Origin of the sequence: Streptomyces sp. NPDC005898 (genome assembly GCF_040629635.1) — a bacterium.
Classification (GTDB): Bacteria; Actinomycetota; Actinomycetes; order Streptomycetales; family Streptomycetaceae; genus Streptomyces.
In genome coordinates this window covers 52,411-75,987 of sequence record NZ_JBEXWC010000025.1, presented here as the reverse complement: position 1 = coordinate 75,987, position 23,577 = coordinate 52,411, and the positions used below count along the sequence as shown (strand labels likewise).

The window sequence follows — 23,577 nt, the reverse complement described above, 5'->3', positions numbered from 1 at the left end:
CGAAGCCAGGGCCAGGGCGCCGCGCAGGGGTGACCGGTCACGGCGGCCGTGGCGGCAGTTGGGCCGGGACGGCGTCACCCTTGACGCAGAGGCGGACGGCGGCCGTGGAGGCGGACGGTGCCGTGTCGGCGTACGGCAGTCGCGTCAGTAGCCGATGGTCGCCGACCCGCTGCCGAGCCCGACCGTGATCTTCCGGTCGGCTCCGGGGTCCGAGAGGCCTTCCGCGGCGCGCAGCCCGCTCGTAGGCGCGCCCGGCTCGACCCGGTAGCGGCTGTTCGGCGGCACGGTGATGGACAGGGCGCCGGAGGCGGTTTCCGCGTGGACCCGGCGCGGCGCCGAGCCGAACTCCAGGCGCGTCGAGCCGGAGTCGGAGCGGGCCCGGACGGTCGGGGAGGAGAGCGCGTCGGCCCGGATCTCCCCGGACGTGGTGCGCAGCCGCAGCGCGCCGACGGTGTCCGTCACGCGCAGCGCCCCGGAGGCGCCGGCCAGGTCGAGGTCGCCCCGGATGTGGGCGACGTCGAGCGATCCGGAGCCGACCCGGGCGTCCACCGAGGCCCTGGCTGGGATCTCCAGGTCGAGGGAGACGTCCGGGGCCAGGCCGTCCAGCCGTGGGCCGGGCCGGGTGACCCGGATCGTCAGGCGGTCGCCCTGCCAGGACTTCTCCACCCGCGGCTCGTGCAGGGTCCAGGTCAGCTCCGATCTGACCCGCACCTGCCCGCCCGGCCCCGGCCGCACCCGTACCGAGGCGTCGGGGACGTCGAGGCGTATGGACGTGACCGGATGCCGCAGCCGTATGTCGTCCTCGAGCCCGGCGCGGCCCAGCCACCCCCATCCGTACACGGCGCCCGGCACCAGCAGTGCCACGGCCGTGACCGCGGCGAGGGCGGTCCAAGTGGCGCGGGGCGTCATCCGGGCACTCCGAGGAACCGCAGTACGGCGAGGACCCGCCGGTGGCCCAGGTCGGCGGGCGGCAGGTCGAGCTTGGCGAAGATGTTGTTGATGTGCTTGGCGACCGCGCTCTCGCCCACCACGAGCGCCTGGCCGATCCCCGCGTTGGAGCGGCCCTCGGCCATCAGCGCGAGCACCTCGCGCTCACGCGGGGTGAGCCGTTCCAGCGGATCGCTCTCCCGGCGCACGAGGAGCTGCGCGACCACCTCCGGATCCAGCGCGGCGCCGCCGGCCGCGACCCGCTGGACGGCCTCGATGAACTCCGTGACGTCCGCGACCCGGTCCTTGAGGAGGTAGCCCACGCCGCGGGTGTTGCCGGACAGCAGTTTCGCCGCGTGGCGTTCTTCGACGTACTGCGACAGCAGCAACACGGCGATGTGCGGCCACTTCTGACGAATCGTCAAGGCCGCGCGCATGCCCTCGTCGGTGTGCGAGGGCGGCATCCGGACGTCGGTGATGACCAGGTCCACCGACGGCCCGGGTCCGTCGGACCGCTCGCCGTGCCCGGACCGCTCGGAGTGCCCGGACCGCTCGCCGTGCCCGGACCGCTCGGCGAGGTACGCGAGCAGGCTCTCGGCGTCGCCCACCTCGGCCACCACCTCCATCCCGGCGGCCCGCAGCAGTTGCACCACCCCGGCCCGCAGCAGGACGGAATCCTCGGCGATCACAGCGCGCACGGTAACTCCACGGTGATTTCGGTGCCCCCGCCGAGGGGGCTGTGGACAGCAAGGGTTCCGTCGACCGAGGAGACGCGGTTCGCGAGCCCGGCCAGGCCGGTGCCGCCGACGGGGTCGGCGCCGCCCACCCCGTCGTCGGTCACGGTCACCCGCAGCCGCTCGGCGACGCGCTCCAGACGGATCTCCGCCCGGGTGGCACGGGCGTGCTTGGCGATGTTGGTCAGGGCCTCCGAGACCACGAAGTACGCCACCGCCTCGACGGCCGGCGCGGCGCGGCCCTCGGCGGAGACCCGCAGCCGGACCGCGAAGGGGGCGCGGGCCGCGATCCCGGAGAGCGCCGCGTCCAGGCCCTCCTCGTCGAGGACCGCCGGGTGCAGGCCGCGGACCAGGTCGCGCAGCTCCGTCAGCGTCTCCTTGGCCTCGGCGTGCACCGTGGCCAGCAACTCCTGTGCCTGCGGCGTCAGCCCGGGCAGGGTCGCCCGCGCCAGGCCGAGCTTCATCGCGAGGGAGACCAGGCGCTGCTGCACGCCGTCGTGCAGATCCCGCTCGATGCGGCGGCGCTCCGCGTCGGCCGCGTCCAGCAGGGCGGCCCGGCTCACCGCCAGGTGGTCCACCCGGCGCTGCAACTCCCGGGCCCGGCCGGGCCCGAGCAGGGCCACGGCGGCGGCGACATCGGCCCGGGCGACCCACCGGGTCAGCGGCGGCGCGCCGCACAGCAGGGCCAGGCCGAGCAGCCAGGCGGTGGCGAACGCCGCGGGGTGCGCGCCGGGACTCAGCGGGCTCGTCGGGGGAAGGGCCCAGCAGAACGCGGGCAGGAGGGTCAGGGCACCGCCCAGCGCCCACGCCGCGAACGCCGCCAGCGCACCGAGGGCGACCGCGGGACCGGCCAGCACGTGGTAGGCCACCTGCCGCCACAGCGCCTCCGACCGGATCGCCCCGTACACGGCCCGCCGGCCCTTCCCCGACAGCAACCGCACCGGCGCGATGTCCACTGCCGACAGCGCGCCGAGGCGGCTGCGCTGGAGCCCGGTCAGCAGGGGAGTGGCGACGGCCAGCAGGACGGCGCACAACACCCCGAAGACCAGGGTCATCAGCAGCATGACGGTCAGGCTCACCGAGAGCGGCGCCACGGTCAGGCCCAGTGGGAGGGGGCCCGCGGTGAGGGCCAGACCGAGGGCGTGCACCGGGATGCCGGCGACGACCGACACGGCGTCGCGCCGGACTTCGGCCGACCAGGGGAGGGCACGCGCGCGCGGCGAGGCGTGCGGCGTGCTGGGCATGACGTCGAGTCTAGACAGCCGTACGGGGCGTCTTCGTGGGGGCGGCGGGGTTCGTGGGGGGCGGCGGGGGTGGTGCGGGCACCACCCTCAAATCGGCACCGCGCGTTACTGCCCGCCGCCCGGCCGGTCGACATGCTGATCGAGTGCCCGAGGGACGGGTGGAGAAGACGGGTGGGGAAGGGGACAAGGCGTCATGACGCGCGTATCGACCGCGGCGGGGCGGCCCGCGTACCGCTGCACCGCACGGGCGGAGGCCGGGGGCCTCATCGGACTCGGGCTCGCCATGGTGCCCTGGCTGATCGTCCTGCACACCTGGCTGCCGGGCACCGCCGAGTCCGCCCGCTGGGCGTGGGCCTGGACCGGCCTGGACTGCCTGGAGGCGGCCGGGATGCTCGCGACCGGCCTGCTGCTGCGCCGCGGTGATCCACGCGGCGCCCTCACGGCGGCGGCCACCGCGACGCTGCTGCTGGTGGACGCCTGGTTCGACACCATGACGGCCGCTCCGGGCGCCGACCTCACGTCCGCGCTCCTGATGGCCGCGTGCGCCGAACTGCCGCTCGCGGTGTCCTGCGCGGTACTGGCGGTCCGGACCTGTTCCCGGGCCGGTGCGGGACCGCGCCGTCAGCGGCGGCGGGAGGGTTGAGGCGAGCGACCGACCGAGGCCGCCACCCCCCACAGGAGAGGCCTCGGCCGGCGCACGGCACGGACCGGCGTGCGGTCCGTACTCTCTTCAGCGCCGTGCGTGCGTTTTGTGTCACACCGCTTTCCGTCACCTGCTGGTTGCAGGTTGTACAAACATGGACTTAGGCCCTGACAAGGCCGTACCGTGCTGCTTCGCGCCGCGGCCGGGCGCAGATCTCCGAGTGGGCGGGATTGAGAGAGTGCTGGGGGACGACGCGGAGCTGACCGCCGCGGTGCTTGCGGCGCAGGACGGGGACGAGACCGCGTTCCGGACTGTGTACCGCGCCGTGCACCCACGGCTGCTGGGATACGTACGCACGTTGGTCGCCGACGCGGACGCCGAGGACGTCGCCTCCGAGGCCTGGTTGCAGATAGCGCGCGACCTGGACCGGTTCAGCGGCGACGCCGACCGGTTCCGGGGCTGGGCGGCCCGCATCGCGCGCAACCGCGCCTTGGACCACATACGCATGCGGGGCCGCCGCCCCGCGACAGGCGGCGACGAGTCGGAGCTGACCGGCAGGCCCGGCGAGGCCGACACCGCCGGGGAGGCGATGGAGTCCCTCGCCACCGGCGAGGCGCTGGCCCTGATAGCGAAGCTGCCGCAGGACCAGGCCGAGGCCGTGGTGCTCAGGGTCGTCGTCGGCCTCGACGCCAAGACCGCCGCCCAGACCCTCGGCAAGCGCCCCGGAGCGGTCCGCACGGCGGCCCACCGGGGTCTGAAACGGCTCGCCGAACTGATCGGCGCGGACCCCGCCGACCCCGCGAGCGCCCTTGACGCCGTACCCCCTCAGAGAGAGCCGCGCGAGCGCGCGGGGACGTTCGCCGGTGTGACGCAAACGCGTACGCGGACGCAGAAGGACATGTGATGGCCGACGAGCAGGACAAGTGGCTGGACCGCGAGGCCGCGGAGCGCTTGCTGCGCGGTGAGCGCCTCGGTGCCGTCGACCCTCACGCACGTGCCCAGGCCGACCGGCTGGCCCGGGCGCTCGGCGCGTTGGCCGCCACGGACCCGTCGGCGGCGCCCGGCGGCAGTGGCGCCGCGCCCGGTGAACTTCCGGGCGAGGCCGCCGCGCTGGCCGCGTTCCGCGCCGTCCGGAGCGGCCCCGCGAAGGGCGCCCGGGCCTCGGCCGCGTACGCGACGTCCGCCCATGAGGCCGCCGCGGCCGAGACCGTACGCCGGAGCCGGGACGCCGATCGCCCGCGGCCCAGCCGCTGGGGCAGGCCGGTGCGTTTCGGGCTCGCCGCGACGCTCGCGGCCTGCATGGCCGGCGGTGTCGCCGTGGCGGCGGGGACGGGCGTGCTGTCGTCGCCGTTCAGCGGGCACGACGCTCCGGCCCCCGCCTCGTCCGTGTCGGCGGCCGCCACTCCCGAGGCGTCCCGGACCACACCGTCGGCCGAGCCCGAAGAGCCGTCCGAGAAGCTGCTGCCGGACGGCACGGCGCCGCCCGGCGAGGAACCCACGCGTGAGCCCCACACCCGTACGCCCCCCGAGGCGGAGGCCGGCGGCGAGCACCCCGGCGCTGCCACACCGCTCCCCGACGCCGAGGGGACGCCGCCCGTCGGCGGCGACACCAAGAAGTGGCACCGCAAGGTGATCTCCGCCTGCCGCGACTACCGCAGCGGCGTCCTCCAGGGCGACAAGCGACGCCGCCTAGAAGAGGCCGCCAAGGGCTCCTCCCGGGTGGAGGACTTCTGCGGCCGAATCCTCGGCGGCACGGCCGGCGGCGTCCGCCACGGCGGCGGTGCCCAAGGTGGCGGTGGCCAAGGTGGCGGCCAGAGCGGCGGTGGCCGAAGCGGTGGAGACGGCGGCGGGGCCGACGGCGGCTCGGGCGGCGGGGCCGGCGGCAGCTCGGGTGGCGAAGCGGGCGGCGGGGCCGGCGGCAGCTCGGGCGGCGAGGCAGGTGGCAGCTCGGGCGGCGACACCATCCCGGCCCCCGGCCTCCCACACCCCACCCCCACCACCGCCTACAGCGCCCTACCGCACTTTCCCCACCCCTCGCGCTGACCCCCGCCCGGGCGGACCCCACCCCGAGCCCCGGCGCCCGGCACACCGCGCTGCCCCACCTCCTGCTCCCGGCGGCCGTCGGCACCGGCCTGGCCTTCGACACGGCGTGCGCCCTCATGCTCCTCGGCCGCGTCCTCCTGGAGGCCATGTGCGACGGCCTCCCGGACGCGCAGGCCCGCCTGGAGGAGTTCGACGCGGGGGCGGCGGCGCGGGGCCTGTTCGTGGAGTGAGCCCTCCTCCAGGGGCCGGACTCTCACCCTCTCCTCAGATTCCGCCGCTAACCTGCTGCGCCGAAGCGGTGCCGGAGCAGCGCGGCAGGAGGCGTGGGAGGCGACGTGGGACGCGGTGGACATGGGCTGGCGAGGGTGCCGGTGGTCGTGCGGGCCGGGGCGGCGCCCCTGTGGTGGCTCGGGGTGGTCGCCGCCGGGGCCGGGGCGCTGCCGGAGGGGCTCACCGGGCGGCGCGTCGGCGTGCTCGCCGGGGCCGCGCTGTTCCTCGTGACGGCCGCCGTCGTCGCGTACGTGCGGGGCAAGCGGTACGACGCTCTGGCCCGCGAGGCCGTCCGCGCCGGGAAGCACGACGTGCTCCAGAGCCGTGCCGTGACCGTGCGGAACTGGCGGCGCGGGCACCGGTGGTGGCTCCTGGCCGCCTTCGTCGCCGCGCTCGGCAGCGCGTTCCTGCTGCCCGTGGCCGGCGGCGCCGTCCTCGCGGGCGCGGGCGCCGGGCTGTGGGCGAAGGCGGCCCTCCTCGGCCGCCGCGAGCAGGACGGCGACGTCCTCCTGTGGGTGCGCGTCGACTGGCTCGGGCGAGGCGCGGGCGCCCCCGCGGGCAAGGCGGTGCGGGCCTACCGGATGACGGGCCCGGCGGCGGGCGACGCGGCGCCCGGCGGGGCCCGGCGCCGCACCGCCGCGGGTGCGCGGCGCTGAGCCTCACTCCTCGCCGCGGGCCTTCAGCACCACCTTGTTGACGGCCCACAGGGCGATGCCGATGACCAGCAGGACGCCCGCGCGGATGTAGACCTCCGCCGGGCGGTCGGCGAGCGGGCTCGCGAGGATCAGCGCCGTGAGGGCGCCGAGGACCGGCAGGGCGGTCGGGGTGCGGAAGTGGTGGTGGTCGACGCGGTCCCGGCGCAGGACCAGCACCGACACGTTGACCACCGCGAACACGCACAGCAGCAGGAACGCGGTGGTGTCGCCGAGCCCCTCGATCTCGCCCGTCGACACCAGGCCGATCGCGAGCAGCGAGACGAAGACGATGCCGACGACCGGGGTGCGGCGCTTGGACAGGACGCGGCCCATGGCGCGCGGCAGGATGCGTTCGTTGGCCATGCCGTAGCAGAGCCGCGAGGCCATCATGATGTTGATCAGTGCCGAGTTGGTGACCGCGAACAGGGCGATCAGCGCGAAGAGTTTGTGCGGGAAGTCGACGCCGCCGGCCTTCACCACTTCCAGCAGCGGGCCGCTCGACCCCTCCAGCGTCTTGTAGTCGACCAGGAGGGAGGAGACCAGCGCCACCAGGACGTAGATCGTGCCCGTGACCGCCACGCCGATGAAGATCGCGCGCGGGAAGGTGCGCTCCGGGTCCTTGGTCTCCTCGGCCATGTTCACCGAGTCCTCGAAGCCGACGAAGGCGAAGAAGCCGAGCGCGGTCGCGCCGAGCACCCCCGTCATCAGGGCGTACCCGGTGCCGCCCCCGGCCTCGAAGTCGGTCAGCCGGGAGGGCTCGCCGTCGCCGGTGAGCACGGCGTACGCGCCGATCCCGAGGATGATCACGAGGCCGGTCAGTTCGACGAGGGTCAGGACCACGTTGGTCTTCACCGACTCCGAGACGCCCCGCGTGTTCAGCGCGGCGAGCAGCACGATGAAGGTGATCGCGATCAGCGTCGGGGGCAGCGCGTCGCCGGTCAGCTCGGCGAGGTAGTCGCCACTGAAGGCACGGGCGGCGGCGCTCGCCGAGGAGAGGCCCGAGCACATCACCATGAAGGCGATGATGAAGGTGAGGAACGGCGTCTTGAACGCCTTCTGCGTGTAGAGCGCGGCGCCGGCCGCCTTCGGGTACTTGCCGACCAGTTCGACGTACGAGGCGGCCGTCAGGATCGCCACGACGAATCCGATCGCGAACGGCAGCCACAGCGCGCCGCCGACCTTCCCCGCGACCTTGCCGGTGGTGGCGTAGATGCCCGTGCCGAGGATGTCGCCGATCACGAAGAGGATCAGCAGCTTGGGGCCGATGGCGCGGTGCAGCGCGCCGTCCTCGGCGGGCGGTGGCGCGGTGGTGGGTGTGCCGGATGCCGTCATGGGAGCCTCCCCCGAGACCGGGAACACGTCTGACCGAAACACGTTCTGGAGTCAGGGTCTGCCCGTGAGCCACGTCACCATGCGCGAGTTGAGCAACCTCTGAGCCTGGCACGGGACTTCGGCGCCTACGGAGGACCCTGATGGGGCCCGAGGGGGGCCGAAGGCCCCGGGAACCCGAAGGCCCCGGGAACCCGAAGGCCCCGGGAACCCGAAGGCCCCGGGAACCCGAAGGCCCCGGGAACCCGAAGGCCCCGGGAACCCCAAGACCCCAGGAACCCGAAGGAAGTTCAGAGGTAGCGCAGCGCGTCCCGTTCCGCGCCGCCGCCCGCCTCCGCGACGATCTCGTCGAGCGTCTGCGGCTCGCGGGCGGCGGCGAACCGCACGTCGTCGCCGTGCACCGAGTAACCGTAGATGCCGGGCCTGGCAAGGCTGTTGTAGCCGTAATGCGCCGTGAAGTAGTAGGCGCCCGTGTCCAGCACGGCCACGTGGTCGCCCGCTTCGAGCAGTGGCAGCGGGCGGTTCTCCGCGAGCAGGTCGCCCGCGAAGCACGCCGGGCCCGCGATGTCCTGGCCCACGGCCGGTCCGCTCCTCGGCCGGCCCTGCGCGTCGTAGGCGGCGATCCGCAGCGGCCACGCCTGCGGCGCGTACACCGTCCGGGTCGCCACCTGCACGCCCGCGTGCGTCACCGCGATGCGCCTGCCGCCCGCCCGCTTCGTGTACTCGACGCGGGCGAGGATCGTCCCGTGCTTGGCGAGCAGCGAGCGGCCGAACTCGGTCACCAGGCCGTACCGCCCGTCGAGCAGCCCCGGCACCCTCGCCTTGAGGCGGCGCGCGTACTGCGCGTACGTGGGGCTCTCCTCGTCCGAGCCGAAGTCGACCGGCAGGCCGCCGCCGATGTCGATCGTGTCGATCTGCCGCCGCCCGGCGCGTCCGTTGATCTCCTCGGCCAGGTCGTACGTGGCTTCGACGCCGCGCGCCATCATCTCCAGGGGCAGGCTCTGCGAACCGGAGTGCGCGTGCAGCCGGGTCAGCCACGGCCGCTCCAGGAAGGCCCGGACGACCCACTCCCGGGCGTCCTGGTCGCGCAGCGGGACGCCGAACTTGGCGGTGGGCGTCGCCGTCGACAGGGCGCCGATCGAGCCCCCGCCGATCTGCGGGTTGACCCGCAGCCCGAGGGGGGAGGCGGTGGGCGCCGAGCGGACGAGGGCGTCGAGGCGGGCCAGCTCCTGCGGGTTGTCGGCGTTGACGGCGATGCCGAGGGCGAGGGCCTGGCGCAGTTCGGCGGGGGTCTTGGCGGGGGAGTCCAGGACCGTGTCGGCGGGCGCGACGCCGGCGGCCCGCGCCAGGGCCAGCTCGCCGGGGCTCGCCACCTCGGCGCCGATCCCCGCCGAGCGCAGCAGCCGCAGGACCGGCACGAGCGGGGTGGCCTTCACGGCGAAGGCGTGCAGGACGGGGGTGCCGGGCGGGGTGACGGCGGCGAAGGCGGCCCGCAGGGCGGCGGCGCTCGCACGGACCCCGGCGATGTCGAGCAGCCCCGCGAGGGGGGCGCCCGGCCCGACGACCCCGTCCACCACAGCGGCCCGCACGGCCCGCTCCCGACGCCGGGCGGCCCCGACACCGGCGTCCCCACCCACATCCACGTGAAGAACCCGGGTCGGCTCCTCATCCGCAGGGAGCTGGGCCCGTTGCTCGTGCGCAGGGAGGGCCTGGGTCTGCTGCTCGTCCGCCCGGAGCGCCCGGCTCTGCCGCTCGTCCGCCCGAAGGGCCTTGCGCTGGTCGTCCGCGTCGTGGGCCATGCGATCCAGCCAACCACCCAAGCGGCGCCCCCAGGGCGCGTACTCGCGCATTCGTTCGCTATTGACTAGTTCTATTCAGAACTCCAGGATGTGAATAACAGACTCACGGTACCGAGGAGGCCCCGCCATGTCAGGACCCCGCCCCGTACGGGCACCGCGCGGCACGGAACTGAGCGCCCTGGGATGGCAGCAGGAAGCCGCCCTGCGGATGCTCCAGAACAACCTGGACCCCGAGGTCGCCGAGCACCCGGACAAGCTCGTCGTCTACGGCGGCACCGGCAAGGCGGCCCGCGACTGGCGCTCCTTCGACGCGATGGTCCGCACCCTGAAGACCCTGAAGCAGGACGAGACGATGCTCGTCCAGTCCGGCCGTCCCGTAGGCGTCATGCAGACCCACGAGTGGGCCCCGCGCGTCCTGATCGCCAACTCCAACCTGGTCGGCGACTGGGCGAACTGGGAGGAGTTCCGCCGCCTGGAGCAGCTGGGCCTGACCATGTACGGCCAGATGACGGCCGGCTCCTGGATCTACATCGGCACGCAGGGCATCCTCCAGGGCACCTACGAGACGTTCGCGGCGGTCGCGGCGAAGAAGTTCAACGGCACCCTCGCCGGCACGATCACCCTCACCGCCGGCCTCGGCGGCATGGGCGGCGCCCAGCCCCTCGCCGTGACCATGAACGACGGCGTCGCCATCTGCGTCGACTGCGACCCGCGCGCGATCGAGCGCCGCATCGAGCACAAGTACCTCGACGTGAAGGCCGACTCCCTGGAGCACGCCCTCCAGCTCGCCGTCGAGGCCCGCGACGCCCGCCGCCCACTCTCCATCGGCCTGCTCGGCAACGCCGCCGACCTGCTGCCGCGCATGCTCGCCGAGTCCGCGCCCATCGACATCGTCACCGACCAGACGTCCGCCCACGACCCGCTCGCGTACTTGCCGACCGGCGTCGACTTCGACGAGATGCAGACGTACGCGGCGAAGGACCCGGCCGGCTTCACGGCGCGGGCCCGCGAGTCGATGGCGCGGCACGTCGAGGCCATGGTCGGCTTCATGGACGCGGGCGCCGAGGTCTTCGACTACGGCAACTCCATCCGCGGCGAGGCCCAACTGGCCGGGTACGAGCGGGCCTTCGCCTTCCCCGGCTTCGTCCCCGCCTACATCCGCCCCCTCTTCTGCGAGGGCAGGGGACCCTTCCGCTGGGCGGCCCTGTCGGGCGAGGCCTCCGACATCCACAAGACCGACAAGGCGATCCTCGACCTCTTCCCGGAGAACGAGTCCCTGCAGAACGCGTCACTGCACCGCTGGATCAAGATGGCCGGCGAGCGCGTCCACTTCCAGGGCCTGCCCGCCCGCATCTGCTGGCTCGGCTACGGCGAGCGCGACAAGGCCGGCGAGCGCTTCAACGACATGGTCGCCTCCGGCGAACTCCAGGCCCCCCTCGCCATCGGCCGCGACCACCTGGACTGCGGCTCCGTCGCCTCCCCGTACCGCGAGACGGAGGCCATGCTCGACGGCTCCGACGCGATCGCCGACTGGCCGCTCCTGAACGCCATGGTGAACGTCGCCTCGGGCGCCAGCTGGGTCTCCCTCCACCACGGCGGCGGCGTCGGCATGGGCCGCTCCATCCACGCGGGCCAGGTCTCGGTCGCCGACGGCACGAAGCTCGCCGGCGAGAAGATCCGCCGCGTCCTCACCAACGACCCCGGCATGGGCGTCATCCGGCACGTGGACGCCGGGTACGACATCGCGGAGTCCGTGGCCGACGACAAGGGCGTGCGGGTTCCCATGCGGGAGGGGGAGTGAGTAATCCAGCCTCTCCGGCGATGGAGGAGCGGGGTCCGGGACGGAGCCCCGTGTCCTTCCAGGAAATGTGGCGGGACCTGAGTTCCATCGGCCGCGACGCCGGCTCGGGCGGCTACCGCCGCTACGCGTGGAGCGCGGCGGACGCCGACTGCCGCGCCTGGTTCAAGGCCCAGACGGACACCCGCGGGCTGACGTACGAGCTGGACCGCAACGGCAACCAGTGGGCCTGGCTGGGCGACCCGCGCCAGGGGGACGCCGTCGTCACCGGCTCCCACCTGGACTCCGTCCCCGACGGCGGCGCCTTCGACGGCCCCCTCGGCGTCGTCTCCGCCTTCGCGGCCCTGGACGAACTGCGGGCCCGCGGCACGCAGTTCACCAAGCCCCTCGCCATCGTCAACTTCGGCGACGAGGAAGGCGCCCGCTTCGGCCTGGCCTGCGTGGGTTCGCGGCTCACCGCGGGAAAGCTCACCGTCGAGGCGGCGCACAAGCTCCGGGACGGCGACGGCATCACGCTGCCCCAGGCGATGGAGGCGGCGGGCTACGACCCGTACGGGATCGGCCCCGACCCCGAACGCCTAGCCCGGATCGGCGCCTTCGTGGAGCTGCACGTCGAACAGGGCCGCGCCCTGGACCTGTCCGGCGACCCCGTCGGCATCGCGTCCGCCATCTGGCCGCACGGCCGCTGGCGCTTCGACTTCCGGGGCGAGGCCAACCACGCGGGCACCACCCGCCTGGTGGACCGCAGGGACCCGATGCTCACGTACGCCGAGACGGTCCTCGCCGCCCGCCGCGAGGCCGAACTGGCGGGCGCGGTGGCCACGTTCGGCAAGATCTCCGTCGAGCCGAACGGCGTCAACGCCATCCCCTCCCTCGTACGCGGCTGGCTGGACTCGCGCGCCGCCGACCAGGCGACCCTCGACACGGTCGTCACCGCCATCGAGAAGGCCGCCCGGGAGTACGCCGACCGGCACGGCATCGACCTCGACGTCGTCCGCGAGTCCTTCACCCCGGTGGTGGAGTTCGAGCACGCCCTGCGCGACGAGCTGGGCAGGATCCTGCGCGGCGGGGCCGACCGGCCGGTCCCCGTCCTCGGCACCGGCGCGGGACACGACGCGGGAATCCTGTCCGGCGCCGTCCCGACCGCCATGCTGTTCGTACGCAACCCCACCGGCGTCTCGCACTCCCCGGCCGAGCACGCCGCCGAGGACGACTGCCTGGCCGGGGTGAGCGCACTCGCCGACGTACTGGAAGGGCTGGTCCGCACGTGACGACCGAGCGCACGGACACCTACTGGCTGGAGCACGCCTGGCTCGGCACCCATGTGGAGCCGGGCGTGGCGGTGGAGGTGACGGGCGAGCGGATCACGGCCGTCCGCCAGGGCGTGGACCGGCCCGAGCCCGGCGCGACGGTCCTGCGCGGCCTGACGCTGCCCGGCCTCGCCAACGCGCACTCCCACGCCTTCCACCGCGCGCTGCGCGGCACCGTCCAGGTCGGTTCCGGCACGTTCTGGACGTGGCGCGAGGTCATGTACGGGGTGGCGGACCGCCTGACGCCGGAGACCTACCACGCGCTTTCCCGCGCGGTGTACGCGGAGATGGCGCTGGCCGGCATCACGACGGTGGGGGAGTTCCACTACCTCCACCACGCGCCCGGCGGCACGCCGTACGCCGACCCCAACGCCATGGGCGAGGCCCTGATCCAGGCGGCGGCCGACGCGGGCGTGCGGATCACGCTCCTGGACACGGCGTACGTGGCCTCGGGACTGCTCTCCGAGACCCGCGGCAAGGACCCCGACCGCCATCAGCTCCGCTTCTCCGACGGCACGACGGAGGCCTGGGCCGAGCGGGCCTCGGCCCTGAAGGACCGCGCCCACGCCCGGATCGGCGCGGCGATCCACTCCGTACGGGCCGTCCCGGCGCGCCAGCTCGGCACGGTCGCGCGGTGGGCGGCCGAGCGGGACGCCCCGCTGCACGTCCACCTCTCCGAGCAGACGGCGGAGAACGACGCCTGCCAGGCCGTGCACGGCTGTACGCCGACGCGGCTCCTCGCCGACCACGGCGTCCTCGGCGCGCGCACCACCGGCGTCCACAACACGCACCTCACGGACGAGGACATCGGCCTGCTGGGCCGCACCACGACCGGCACGTGCATGTGCCCGACGACCGAGCGGGACCTGGCCGACGGCATCGGCCCCGCCCTGCGCCTCCAGCAGGAGGGCAGCCCGCTGTCCCTGGGCAGCGACAGCCACGCCGTCATCGACCTCCTCGAAGAGGCGCGGGCCATGGAGCTGAACGAACGGCTCCGCTCGCACACGCGGGGCCACTGGACGGCGGCGGCCCTGCTGCGGGCGGCCACCGCCGAGGGGCACGCGGCACTGGGCTGGCCGCAGGCGGGCACCATCGAGCGGGGCGCCCTCGCGGACCTCACGACCATCGCCCTGGACTCGGTCCGCACGGCGGGCCCCCTACCCCGCCTGGCCGCCGAGACGGCGGTCTTCGCGGCGACGGCGGCGGACGTCCGCCATGTCGTGGCCGGGGGCCGGGTGGTCGTACGGGACGGCGCGCACGCCTTGGTCCCCGACGTCCCGTCGGCGCTGGCCGAGGCGATCGCGGCACTACGGGACTGACGTCGTCCCCGAGCCTGCCCCCAGCCCGGGGCTCCGCCCCACGCCCGCTCCGCAAACGCCGCAGGGGCTGCATCCCCCCAACCCCGGAGACCCCATGACCACCACCCTCATCACCAACATCGCGAGCCTCGTCACCAACGACCCCGCGCAGGGCGACGGCGGCCCCCTCGGCCTGCTGACGGACGCCGCCGTCGTCCTGGACGGCGAGAAGATCGCCTGGGTGGGCCCGGCGGCCAAGGCCCCGGCGGCTGACGAGACGTACGACGCGAACGGCCGCGCCGCCCTCCCCGGCTTCGTCGACTCCCACTCCCACCTCGTCTTCGCGGGCGACCGCACCCAGGAGTTCAACGCCCGCATGTCGGGCCGCGCCTACTCCGCCGGCGGCATCCGCACCACGGTCGCCGCGACCCGCGCCGCCACCGACGAGGAGCTGGAGGCGAACGTCACCCACTACCTCGCCGAGGCCCTCCGCCAGGGCACCACCACCTTCGAGACCAAGTCGGGCTACGGCCTCACCACGCACGACGAGGCCCGCGCCCTGCGCGTCGCGGCCCGGCACACGGACGAGGTGACGTTCCTCGGCGCGCACATCGTCCCGCCCGACCACGCCGAGGACCCGGCGGCGTACGTGGAACTGGTCACCGGCGAGATGCTGGACGCCTGCGCCCCGCACGCCCGCTGGATCGACGTCTTCTGCGAGCAGGGCGCCTTCGACGGCGACCAGGCCCGCGCCATCCTGACGGCGGGCAAGGCGAAGGGCCTGCACCCCCGCGTCCACGCCAACCAGCTCTCCTACGGCCCCGGCGTCCAGCTCGCCGTGGAACTGGACGCGGCGAGCGCCGACCACTGCACGCACCTGACGGACGCGGACGTGGACGCGCTGGCCCAGGGCGACACGGTGGCGACCCTGCTCCCGGGCGCGGAGTTCTCCACGCGCGCGAAGTGGCCGGACGCCCGCCGCCTGCTGGACGCGGGCGTGACGGTGGCGCTCTCCACGGACTGCAACCCGGGCTCGTCCTTCACGTCCTCCGTGCCGTTCTGCGTGGCGCTGGCGGTACGGGACATGGGCATGACCCCGGACGAGGCGGTCTGGTCGGCCACGGCGGGCGGCGCGCGGGCCCTGCGCCGCACGGACGTCGGCACCGTCCGCGAGGGCGCCCGCGCCGACCTGGCCCTCCTGGACGCCCCGAGCCACGTCCACCTGGCCTACCGGCCGGGCGTCCCGCTGGTCGCCGAGGTGTGGCAGCGGGGCGTCCTGCGGACGCGGCCGGGAGGCCTGCTCTAGGGCGTGCCGGTTCGGGGCGTGCCGGTCTTGCGGGCGAGCAGGTGGACCTCCTGGAACTGCCGGCGGTCGGTGGGTTCGGGCTCGCGCGTGATGCGGGCCACCTCGGTGAGGCCGGCCTCGCGCAGCAGCGCGGCGAGGTGGTCGGGCGACCACCGGTGGGCCGGCGCGACGGTGTGGTCGAAGGCCTGCGTCGGGTGGGAGGGGCCCTCGCTCGCCCAGAACCCGACCAGGGCGTGACCGCCGGGGGCCAGTACGCGGTGGAACTCGGCGAGGACGACAGGAAGTTCCACCGGCGGCGTGTGGATGACGGACCACCGCGCGAGGACGCCGTCCAGCGTGCCGTCGGCGAGGTCCAGCGCGGCCATCGACCCCACCTCGAACCGCAGGTGCGGGAAGGCCTGCCGGGCCAGCCTGATCATCTCGGGGGAGGCGTCGACGCCGGTCACGCGCAGTCCGAGCCCGGCCAGATGGGCGGTGATGTCGCCCGGCCCGCACCCCAGGTCCGCGACCCGGCCCCGCCCGCCCGCGCGGACGACCTCGGCGAAGACGCCCAGGGCGGCGCGGTCCAGGGGCCGCTCCCGCAGCGCGTCGGCGAACAGCCGCGCGTACGTGGGGGCGATGGCGTCGTAGGCGTCGCGGGTGGCACTGAGCGCATCGTGTTCGACCATGCCCGCGACAGTAGTTCGCGACGCGGCGGGGCGGGTTACGCAGGTGGGGCCCGCCCCCGTCAAGGAGCGGGCCCCACCCGGCCGTTGGGGCGCGAGGCGCCGGGCCGGCTCACTCCTCGACGGTCAGTCCCTTGCGGAGCTTGACGAGCGTGCGGGAGAGCAGGCGCGACACGTGCATCTGCGAGATGCCCAGTTCCTCGCCGATCTCCGACTGCGTCATGTTGGCGACGAAGCGGAGGGAGAGGATCTTGCGGTCGCGCGGCGGCAGCTCGGCGATCAGCGGCTTCAGCGACTCGACGTACTCGATGCCTTCGAGGCCGTGGTCCTCGTAACCGATGCGGTCCGCGAGCGCGCCCTCGGAGTCGTCCTCCTCGGGCTGGGCGTCCAGGGAGCTCGCCGTGTAGGCGTTGGACGCGGCCATGCCCTCGACGACCTCGTCGTCGGAGATGCCGAGGCGCTCGGCCAGCTCGCTCACCGTGGGGGCGCGATCGAGCTGCTGGGCCAGCTCGTCGCCCGCCTTGGCGAGGTCCAGCCGCAGCTCCTGGAGACGGCGCGGGACGCGCACCGACCAGCTCGTGTCGCGGAAGAAGCGCTTGATCTCGCCGACGATCGTCGGCATGGCGAAGGTGGGGAACTCCACGCCGCGGCTGAGTTCGAAGCGGTCGATCGCCTTGATGAGGCCGATCGTGCCCACCTGGATGATGTCCTCCATCGGCTCACTGCGGGAGCGGAACCGGGAGGCGGCGAATTTCACCAGGGCGAGATTGAGTTCGACCAGGGTGTTGCGTACATACGCGTGTTCGTGGGTACCTTCCTCAAGCGCTTCCAGGCGCTCGAAGAGGGTCTTGGACAGGGCCCGCGCGTCCAGCGCCCCCACCTCGGCGAACGGCGGGATCTCGGGAAGGCCGTGGAGCCCTTCCAGGGTCTGCGGAGCCGGCTGCGGCTCACGGGCGGGACCCGGGATCACGGCGGCGGAGTGGGACGGCGGGGGTGTCGACGTCGCTTGGTCAGTATGCGATGCGTCGAGCCGGGGTGACATGGTGTCCTCCATCATTCTCGGCATATGGCTGCCGAAGCCCATACGTGCACTGCGGTGTGCGGCGCCTCCAAAGCCGTCCGTGTCGATTGCTGTCTCTTCTACCCCTACCCGGTTCCGCTTGCCGGTCGCAAGTGCCGTTGTGGGCGAAATGTCCGAATTCGGGGGGATGTTCGGCTACCGGGAACTCCAGAGAGGGCGTAATGTTCAGGGGCGTCATCAACAGCCACGACGGGTCGGAAGAGAGAGACGGCATGGACCGCGGCACGGTCGGCAGTGCGCATAGGGGCCGGCTTCTGGTCGAAGTGCGAAAGGCGGGCACGAGCGCCGTCGTCACCCCGGCGGGGGAACTCGATCACCACACCGCCGATCTCCTGCGGGAACCCTTGGAAAGTTGCCTCGACGACGGGTTCTCGCGGCTCGTCGTGGACTGCTCGCGCCTTGAGTTCTGCGACTCCACGGGGCTGAACGTGCTGCTCGGGGCCCGGCTCAAGGCCGAGGCCGCGGGGGGCGGCGTCCACCTGGCCGGAATGCTGCCGGTGGTGGCCCGCGTCTTCGAGATCACCGGTGCGGAGGCCGTCTTCACTGTCCACGACACGCTCGAAGCGGCCCTGGCCGACTGAGCCGATGGCGGTCGACGCGAAAGTTACGCGTCAGTTCTCTCCCTGTTATCAAGGCGTTACCAGCGTCACACGGACCGGCCCGAAGAAGTGGGTGTTCTCACGGTTCGACCGGGCAGGAGAGACCTGGATCCGTCATCTGTCAGAACGGCGAGCAGCCGATGTTCCCTACTCCTCCAGAGTCCCCCACTTGTCCAGAGTCCTCTGCGTGTCCAGAGTGCTCAGCCATCTTGTCGGTGAGGTGAAGCGCTGATGAGCACCACCCGGCCTTATTCGCCGGGCGACCGTGGCCCGGAGTCCGAGGCCGCCGTCGCGGACGCCTCCGCGGACCGGGCTTCCGGGGCGCCCTCGGCTCGCCAGGTCCGGGAACTGAGTCTCGACGGCGCCAGCGGCGTCGTCCCCCTCGCCCGCGACTACACCCGCGAGGCGCTCCACGCGTGGGGCTGGCTGCCCGCGGAGGGCGCCGACCGGCGGGCCGCCGCGGAGGACGTCCTGCTCGTCGTCTCCGAGCTGGTCACGAACGCCTGCCTGCACGCGGAGGGCCCGGACGCGCTCCGGCTCCTCTGTGACGGCAAGGTGCTGCGCATCGAGGTCTCCGACCGGGGCGCGGGCCAGCCCGCCCCGCGCACCCCGCACCGGGCCGGGCGGCCCGGCGGCCACGGCATGTTCATCGTCCAGCGGCTCTGCCTCGACTGGGGTGTCGTGCGCGGCCCGGGCGGCACCGGCAAGACGGTCTGGGCGGAGCTGGGCGCTCCCGCCTAGCCGGCGAGGCCTGGGCGGACAGGGCCTGGGCCAAGGGTGTTACCCACGGTACGCATGCGCGCCGGATCACCGCGATCCGGCGCGTCTTCTGTCTTCCCTCGGCACGGTCCCGGGCGTACCTTGACGCCCAATCTGATGTGCCGTCAGCAATGCGGCGTCACTCCGCACCGCGGCACGCCACGAGGACCGGCATGAGGGGATCACGAGGTGTCGTACAAGAAAGCGGCCGCGCTCGCGTGTGCCACCGCCCTGGCCGGCGGCTCCGCGGTGCTGATGGCCGCCCCTGCCGCGCAGGCCGCGGTCCAGGACGTCAACTACCAGTGCAAGACGCCCATCGGCGACAAGAGCGCCGTCTCGCCGATCGACATCAAGAGCGTCAGGAGCGGCGGCGGCTACCGGCTCACGATGTCCTTCCAGAAGGGCGTGTCCTCCAGCCCCGTGGAACTGGGCAAGGGCGCGATGAAGCCGAGTGCGGTGATCCAGCTGGGCGGCGCCGAGCGCGGCACCGTGCCCGTCTCCGGCCCGGCCAACTCCGAGGCGATCCCCGCCAACACTCCGATCAGGATCAGTGACCTGTCGGGCACCTATACGCCGAAGAAGAGCGGCAAGGTCACGTTCACCGCCGGGGTCCTCACGATCAAGGCGCTCGGTACGACGACCACGTGCACGCCGTCCAACGACCCGAAGCCGTCGCTCGAACTGGACGTCAAGGGCTCGGGCGGCTCGGGGTCCGCCACCGGGTCCGGGTCCGGCACCGGGTCCGACAACGGCACGGGCGCTGGTTCCGGCTCTGGCTCCGGCTCTGGTGGCGGGGAGCTCCCGCAGACCGGCCCCGCGGACTCCACGATCGCGCTCGGCACGCTCGGCGGCACCGTGCTGCTCACGGGCGCGGCCGGCACCCTCTGGCTGACCCGCAGGAACCAGGCCGCGCGCTCCCGGTAACCCCACCGGGCGGTCCTGTACGTACGCCGCCGTGGACGCACAAGTGCGGGACGGCGCACGGGAGTTGGCGGTGAGCGGGAGGGGAGGGCCGCGGTGAACGGCAGGCGGGTCGAGCGGGTGCCCGGTGTGCGGGGCGGGTGGCGGCCCGGCGGCCGGGCGGCGCGCGCCGTGATGGCCCTCGGCACGGTCCTGGCCGCGCTCGCCCTCGCGCTGCTGCCGGGGGCGCCGGCGTCGGCGTCCGACAAGCCGAGCGTGCGGCTGTCCGTGCCCGGGGCGGGCCCCGGCGATCACGTCACCGTCAAGGGCGCGGGGTGGCGGCCCGGCGCCCTGCTCATGCTGCTCATCTGCGGTCGGTCCGAGCCCGGCCGGGGCGCCACCGACGCGTGCGCCAACTCCGAGGGGCGCGCCGTCACCACGGACGAGGACGGCGCCTTCCGCAGGAAGCTGCCCGTGGCCGAGCCGCCCGAGCCGTGCCCCTGTGTCGTGCGTGTCGCCACGGTGACGGGTGAGAAGGCGCGGACGGACACCGCGTTCAGGGTCACGGGCCACCCCGTGAAGCCGTTGTCCCCGCCGGGCGGCGACGGCAGGCTCACCGTCCTCACCGGCGCCCGCCTAGACGGCTCGGACGGGCTGCTGACCTGGTTCGGGGCACCGCCGCGGCGCACGCTGGCCTTCACGGTCGGCAACGTCGGCGCGGAGCCCGTCAAGGACCCCGTCTTCCAGCTCGGCTCCTCGCACGGTGTGTTCGCGCCGGGGTGGGAGGAGCAGCAGTGGCGCGGCACCGTCGCGCCCGGTGGGAGGGCGCGGATCGAGCTGCCGGTGGAGCTGGCGGCGGGCGCGCACGGCGACTACCTCGTCTCGGTGAAGCTCGACGGGCGGCTCCTCGCCGAGGAGCCGTGGGACGTGGGGCGCCCGTGGGGGGTGACCGTCTTCTGGCTGATGCTCGTGGTCGTGGTGCCCGCCGCCGTCTTCCGCGCCGCCCTGACCGCGCTGACCCACCTCCGCCCCCGCAACCCCCCGGGCCGCCACCGCACCCCCCGACACCCCTGACCACCCCGTCGGACCGACCCCGTCAGGGACAACCCCCTCAGGGGCGCGAGGAACTGCGCGCCCAGCCCCGACCGACCCGCAGCGACCCGACGACAGTCACCCGCCCGGCACCCCTGACCGCCCCGCCAGGACCGCCCCCGTCAGGGACAACCCCCTCAGGGGCGCGGGGAACTGCGCGACCAACCCCAGCCGGCCCGCAGCGACCCAACAACCGCACCCTCGGTGCCTCGACCGCCCCCGTCAGGATCGACCCCCCAGGGGCGCGGAAAACTGCGCGACCAGCCCCGACCGGCCCGCGGTGGCCCGACGACCGCAACCCCGCAGACGCGTCTGCCGACGGCAGTCTCCCCGCGGGTGCGGGTCGACCTCGGTTGCTCGCGCAGTTCCCCGCGCCCCTGGCGGGGTCGGGCGTGGACCGGGGTCAATAGCGGGGCGGGGGGCGTCAGGCGTGGGCGCGGAGCCAGCGGAGTACGGAACGGGCCGTGCCCGGGGTTTTGAGGAGGGCGCCCCCGTGCGCGGAACCCCGCAGCGTGCGGACGGTCACGTCGGCAAGCCCCGCCCGCCGCTGCGCGGAGGCAAGCTCGACCGAGTGCGCCGGAGCCACGAAGTCACCGGCTGAGTGGAGCAGGAACAACGGCGCGTCCTCCGCGCCCGACGCATGCGTCCGGGCCGCCAGATCGTCCCACCGCGCCCAGCAGCGGATCCCACCGAGATCCGGCGAGCACCCGGCGAGCCGCACGGCGGCCCGGCGCAGCGCCCTGCGGTCCGCGTCGGCCCCCCGCGCCCCGCCGTCCGCCCACGCGCGGTACGGCGAGGCGACGGGGGACAGGGCCACGACCGCCCGCGCCCGCGAGGCCCCCGCCCCGTAGGAGGCGGCCTGCACGGCCAGGTGCCCGCCCGCGGACGAGCCGAGCACGAGCGGCCGCTCCCCGTGCTCCCGGTGCCGCACCCAGCGCAACGCGGCCAGCACGTCGTCGCGCTGCGCGGGCCACGCGGCGTCCGACGTCAGCCGGTAGTCGGTGTCGTAGACGGTGAAGCCCCGGGCGGCGAACCACCGCGCCCGCCCGCTCCAGTCGGTGTCCCTGGCCCAGGAGCCGCCGTGCACGATCACCAGAGCGGGCCGCCGCGCGGACGGGGCCCCGTACACGGTGATGTTCTGGCGGGCGTGGCCCCCGTACGAGAAGACCTGCCCGACCGGCGGCCGGGGCGCGGCCTCGGCGGCGGCACCGGGCGACAGCAGGGCTCCGCACAGGGCCAGGGGCAGCAGCAAGGTTCGGCGCATGGGGCAGATGTTCCATCGGCGCGGGCCGCCAGACGCGCAGAAACGCGAGGGGCCACCGCACCGGGTGGTGCGGCGGCCCTTCGTTCGGTTCGGGCGGGGCCCGGACCGGGGTGCGTCAGTTGACGGAGCCCATCAGCTGCTTGACCTTCTTGCGGGAGGTCCAGATGCCGAAGCCCGCGATGACCGCGATGATCGCCTCGATGGCGACGGCGCCCGAGTTGTTCAGGTCGATGCCGAGCTGCGGCGACGTCAGCAGGCCCGTCACGGAGTCACCGGCGGTGACCGCGAGGAACCAGACGCCCATCATCTGGGCGCTGTACTTCTCCGGGGCCATCTTCGTGGTGAGGGAGAGGCCGACCGGGGACAGGCACAGCTCGCCGACGGTCTGGATGAAGTAGATCGCGACCAGCCACATCGGGCTGACCCGGCCGCCGTTGGCGGCGGTGTCGATCAGCGGGATGAGGAAGACGGCGAAGGAGATGCCGATCAGCGTCAGGCTGGAGGCGAACTTGACGGCCGTGCTCGGCTCCTTGCCCCGCTTGTTCAGCCACAGCCAGGCGGAGGCGACCACGGGGGCCAGCGCCATGATGAAGATCGGGTTCAGCGACTGGTACCAGGAGGTCGGGAAGTCGAACCCGAGGAGGTGGTTCGTCGTCGACGTCTCGCCGAAGATCGACAGGGTCGAGCCGTTCTGGTCGTAGATCATCCAGAAGACGGCGGCGACCACGAAGAACCAGATGTAGCCGGACAGCTTGGAGTGCTCCAGCTGCGACAGGTCCTTGTCGCGCTTCATGCGGGCGAGGACGGCGACGGGGATGACCAGACCGGCGATGATCAGCGGCATCAGCGCCCAGTCGGCGAAGTTCCCGGTGACGCCCATCAGCGTGTAGAGCGCGGCGGCGACGATCAGCCAGATCAGGCCGGTGCGCAGGGCGGAGGCGCGCTGCTCCGGCGTGGCGGGCTGCGAGATCACGCTGCTCTGGGCGCTCAGGTGGCGCGAGCCGAGCATGAACTGGGCGAGGCCGAGGCCCATGCCGGCCGCGGCGAGCGCGAAGCCGAGGTGCCAGTTGACGTTCTCGCCGACCGTGCCGATGGTCAGCGGGGCGAGGAAGGCGCCGAGGTTGATGCCGATGTAGAAGAGCGTGAAGCCACCGTCGCGGCGCGGGTCCTTCGGGCCGTCGTAGAGGTGGCCGACCATCACGGAGATGTTCGCCTTCAGCAGGCCGGAGCCGAGCGCGACGAGCGCGAGGCCGGCGAAGAAGGACCCCGAGTTGGGCAGCGCGAGGGTGATGTGGCCGAGGATGACGACGCAGGCGCCGATGACGACCGTCTTGCGCGGACCCCAGAAGCGGTCCGCCATCCAGCCGCCGGGCAGGGCGAGCAGGTAGACCATCGACATGTAGACGGAGTAGATCGCCGTCGCCGTCGTGGCGCTCATGTCCATGCCGCCGGGGGCGATCAGGTACAGCGGGAGCAGTGCCTTCATGCCGTAGAAGCTGTACCGCTCCCACATCTCGGTCATGAAGAGTGTGGCCAGTCCGCGGGGGTGGCCGAAGAAGGTCTTCTGGGAGCCAGGGGTACTGGCGGAGTCCTTCGTCAGGCTGGACGCCATGGGTCGATCCTCGTGGGTTCGGGACGCGCGACGACGCGTGAGCGCGCCCGGTGGGGGGCGGTCGGCACCGGTTCCGCGCCGCCCCCGCCCCACGCCCGGGGGAGGTTCACCCCCGGTCACGGGGGTGAGGGAACGCGGACTCCGGGATCCACACCCTGGGCGCATCCTCGCGCGCAGGGCCCGACCACAGGTCATTCCTTTCAAGGCTG

Annotated in this window: 21 protein-coding genes and 1 pseudogene; 13 read left to right on the top strand and 9 right to left on the bottom strand. The window is 73.8% G+C overall.

Annotation, left to right across the window (positions count from 1 at the left end; all coding sequences use genetic code 11):
• Nucleotides 1-144: 144 nt before the first annotated feature.
• Genes ABZ385_RS27305 through ABZ385_RS27295 form a run of 3 tightly spaced genes read right to left on the bottom strand, consistent with a single transcriptional unit; the run spans nt 145 to nt 2,905 of the window.
• Complete coding sequence (locus tag ABZ385_RS27305; protein WP_358913622.1) at nt 145-909, bottom strand: DUF4097 family beta strand repeat-containing protein; 765 nt, start codon at nt 907-909, stop codon at nt 145-147.
• The gene (locus ABZ385_RS27300; RefSeq protein WP_358913621.1) at nt 906-1,625 is read right to left on the bottom strand and encodes a response regulator transcription factor; all 720 of its coding nucleotides are present in this window, start codon (nt 1,623-1,625) and stop codon (nt 906-908) included. Before ABZ385_RS27300 ends, ABZ385_RS27305 begins: the two co-directional genes overlap by 4 nt.
• Nucleotides 1,613-2,905 (bottom strand): sensor histidine kinase, encoded by a 1,293-nt coding sequence (locus ABZ385_RS27295; protein ID WP_358913620.1) that lies wholly within the window; start codon nt 2,903-2,905, stop codon nt 1,613-1,615. The genes ABZ385_RS27300 and ABZ385_RS27295 overlap by 13 nt, the downstream gene beginning before the upstream one ends.
• A 193-nt stretch (nt 2,906-3,098) precedes the next feature.
• Here ABZ385_RS27295 and ABZ385_RS27290 point away from each other — a divergent pair, with 193 nt between their 5' ends.
• The 5 genes and pseudogenes from ABZ385_RS27290 (at nt 3,099) to ABZ385_RS27270 (ending at nt 6,517) form a co-directional block, all read left to right on the top strand.
• Nucleotides 3,099-3,548: a hypothetical protein gene (locus ABZ385_RS27290; protein WP_358913619.1), complete on the top strand. Its 450-nt coding sequence runs from the start codon at nt 3,099-3,101 to the stop codon at nt 3,546-3,548.
• A gap of 238 nt (nt 3,549-3,786) precedes the next feature.
• Nucleotides 3,787-4,452, top strand: coding sequence for an RNA polymerase sigma factor (locus tag ABZ385_RS27285; RefSeq protein WP_358586960.1), 666 nt, complete (start codon nt 3,787-3,789; stop codon nt 4,450-4,452).
• On the top strand, nt 4,452-5,591 hold the full coding sequence (locus ABZ385_RS27280) for a hypothetical protein (protein WP_358913618.1): 1,140 nt from the start codon (nt 4,452-4,454) through the stop codon (nt 5,589-5,591). The genes ABZ385_RS27285 and ABZ385_RS27280 overlap by 1 nt, the downstream gene beginning before the upstream one ends.
• 26 nt (nt 5,592-5,617) lie before the next feature.
• Nucleotides 5,618-5,821, top strand: a pseudogene (locus ABZ385_RS27275) (MurR/RpiR family transcriptional regulator); the annotation flags it as partial.
• Between the two features lie 105 nt (nt 5,822-5,926).
• The gene (locus tag ABZ385_RS27270) at nt 5,927-6,517 is read left to right on the top strand and encodes a hypothetical protein (RefSeq protein ID WP_358913617.1); all 591 of its coding nucleotides are present in this window, start codon (nt 5,927-5,929) and stop codon (nt 6,515-6,517) included.
• 3 nt (nt 6,518-6,520) lie between these two features.
• On the opposite strand, the gene ABZ385_RS27265 is transcribed toward ABZ385_RS27270, so the two are convergent.
• On the bottom strand, nt 6,521-7,888 hold the full coding sequence (locus tag ABZ385_RS27265; protein ID WP_358701160.1) for an APC family permease: 1,368 nt from the start codon (nt 7,886-7,888) through the stop codon (nt 6,521-6,523).
• A 287-nt stretch (nt 7,889-8,175) separates the two neighbouring features.
• Nucleotides 8,176-9,684: a diaminopimelate decarboxylase gene (locus ABZ385_RS27260; protein WP_358913616.1), complete on the bottom strand. Its 1,509-nt coding sequence runs from the start codon at nt 9,682-9,684 to the stop codon at nt 8,176-8,178.
• Between the two features lie 127 nt (nt 9,685-9,811).
• Between ABZ385_RS27260 and hutU the strand changes: the two genes are divergently transcribed.
• The 4 genes from hutU to hutI all read left to right on the top strand — a co-directional run bounded on the left by hutU (nt 9,812) and on the right by hutI (nt 15,396).
• Nucleotides 9,812-11,485 carry a urocanate hydratase gene (gene hutU, locus ABZ385_RS27255; protein ID WP_358588423.1) on the top strand — a complete coding sequence of 558 codons (1,674 nt, stop codon included), beginning with the start codon at nt 9,812-9,814 and terminating at the stop codon, nt 11,483-11,485.
• A 20-nt stretch (nt 11,486-11,505) separates the two neighbouring features.
• On the top strand, nt 11,506-12,753 hold the full coding sequence (locus tag ABZ385_RS27250; RefSeq protein ID WP_358697243.1) for an allantoate amidohydrolase: 1,248 nt from the start codon (nt 11,506-11,508) through the stop codon (nt 12,751-12,753).
• Entirely contained in the window at nt 12,750-14,111 is a 1,362-nt protein-coding gene (locus ABZ385_RS27245) for a formimidoylglutamate deiminase (protein ID WP_358913615.1), read from the top strand. The genes ABZ385_RS27250 and ABZ385_RS27245 overlap by 4 nt, the downstream gene beginning before the upstream one ends.
• Nucleotides 14,112-14,205: 94 nt before the next feature.
• Nucleotides 14,206-15,396 (top strand): imidazolonepropionase, encoded by a 1,191-nt coding sequence (hutI, locus tag ABZ385_RS27240; protein ID WP_358913614.1) that lies wholly within the window; start codon nt 14,206-14,208, stop codon nt 15,394-15,396.
• Here the strand turns inward: hutI and ABZ385_RS27235 are convergent.
• A complete protein-coding gene (locus ABZ385_RS27235; RefSeq protein ID WP_358913613.1) occupies nt 15,393-16,064 on the bottom strand; it encodes a methyltransferase domain-containing protein in 672 nt (223 codons plus the stop codon). The genes hutI and ABZ385_RS27235 overlap by 4 nt on opposite strands.
• Nucleotides 16,065-16,173: 109 nt before the next feature.
• Complete coding sequence (locus ABZ385_RS27230; protein ID WP_358588439.1) at nt 16,174-17,115, bottom strand: RNA polymerase sigma factor SigF; 942 nt, start codon at nt 17,113-17,115, stop codon at nt 16,174-16,176.
• Between the two features lie 239 nt (nt 17,116-17,354).
• Here ABZ385_RS27230 and ABZ385_RS27225 point away from each other — a divergent pair, with 239 nt between their 5' ends.
• The 4 genes from ABZ385_RS27225 (at nt 17,355) to ABZ385_RS27210 (ending at nt 20,474) form a co-directional block, all read left to right on the top strand.
• The gene (locus ABZ385_RS27225; RefSeq protein WP_358588430.1) at nt 17,355-17,723 is read left to right on the top strand and encodes an STAS domain-containing protein; all 369 of its coding nucleotides are present in this window, start codon (nt 17,355-17,357) and stop codon (nt 17,721-17,723) included.
• A 249-nt stretch (nt 17,724-17,972) separates the two neighbouring features.
• Complete coding sequence (locus ABZ385_RS27220; RefSeq protein WP_358588432.1) at nt 17,973-18,482, top strand: ATP-binding protein; 510 nt, start codon at nt 17,973-17,975, stop codon at nt 18,480-18,482.
• Between the two features lie 207 nt (nt 18,483-18,689).
• Entirely contained in the window at nt 18,690-19,424 is a 735-nt protein-coding gene (locus tag ABZ385_RS27215; RefSeq protein ID WP_358913612.1) for an LPXTG cell wall anchor domain-containing protein, read from the top strand.
• A gap of 171 nt (nt 19,425-19,595) precedes the next feature.
• On the top strand, nt 19,596-20,474 hold the full coding sequence (locus ABZ385_RS27210) for a hypothetical protein (RefSeq protein ID WP_358588441.1): 879 nt from the start codon (nt 19,596-19,598) through the stop codon (nt 20,472-20,474).
• A 442-nt stretch (nt 20,475-20,916) separates the two neighbouring features.
• Here ABZ385_RS27210 and ABZ385_RS27205 read toward each other — a convergent pair whose 3' ends face one another.
• On the bottom strand, nt 20,917-21,756 hold the full coding sequence (locus tag ABZ385_RS27205; RefSeq protein ID WP_358913611.1) for an alpha/beta hydrolase: 840 nt from the start codon (nt 21,754-21,756) through the stop codon (nt 20,917-20,919).
• A gap of 115 nt (nt 21,757-21,871) precedes the next feature.
• Complete coding sequence (locus ABZ385_RS27200; protein WP_358587420.1) at nt 21,872-23,368, bottom strand: oligopeptide:H+ symporter; 1,497 nt, start codon at nt 23,366-23,368, stop codon at nt 21,872-21,874.
• Nucleotides 23,369-23,577: the final 209 nt, after the last annotated feature.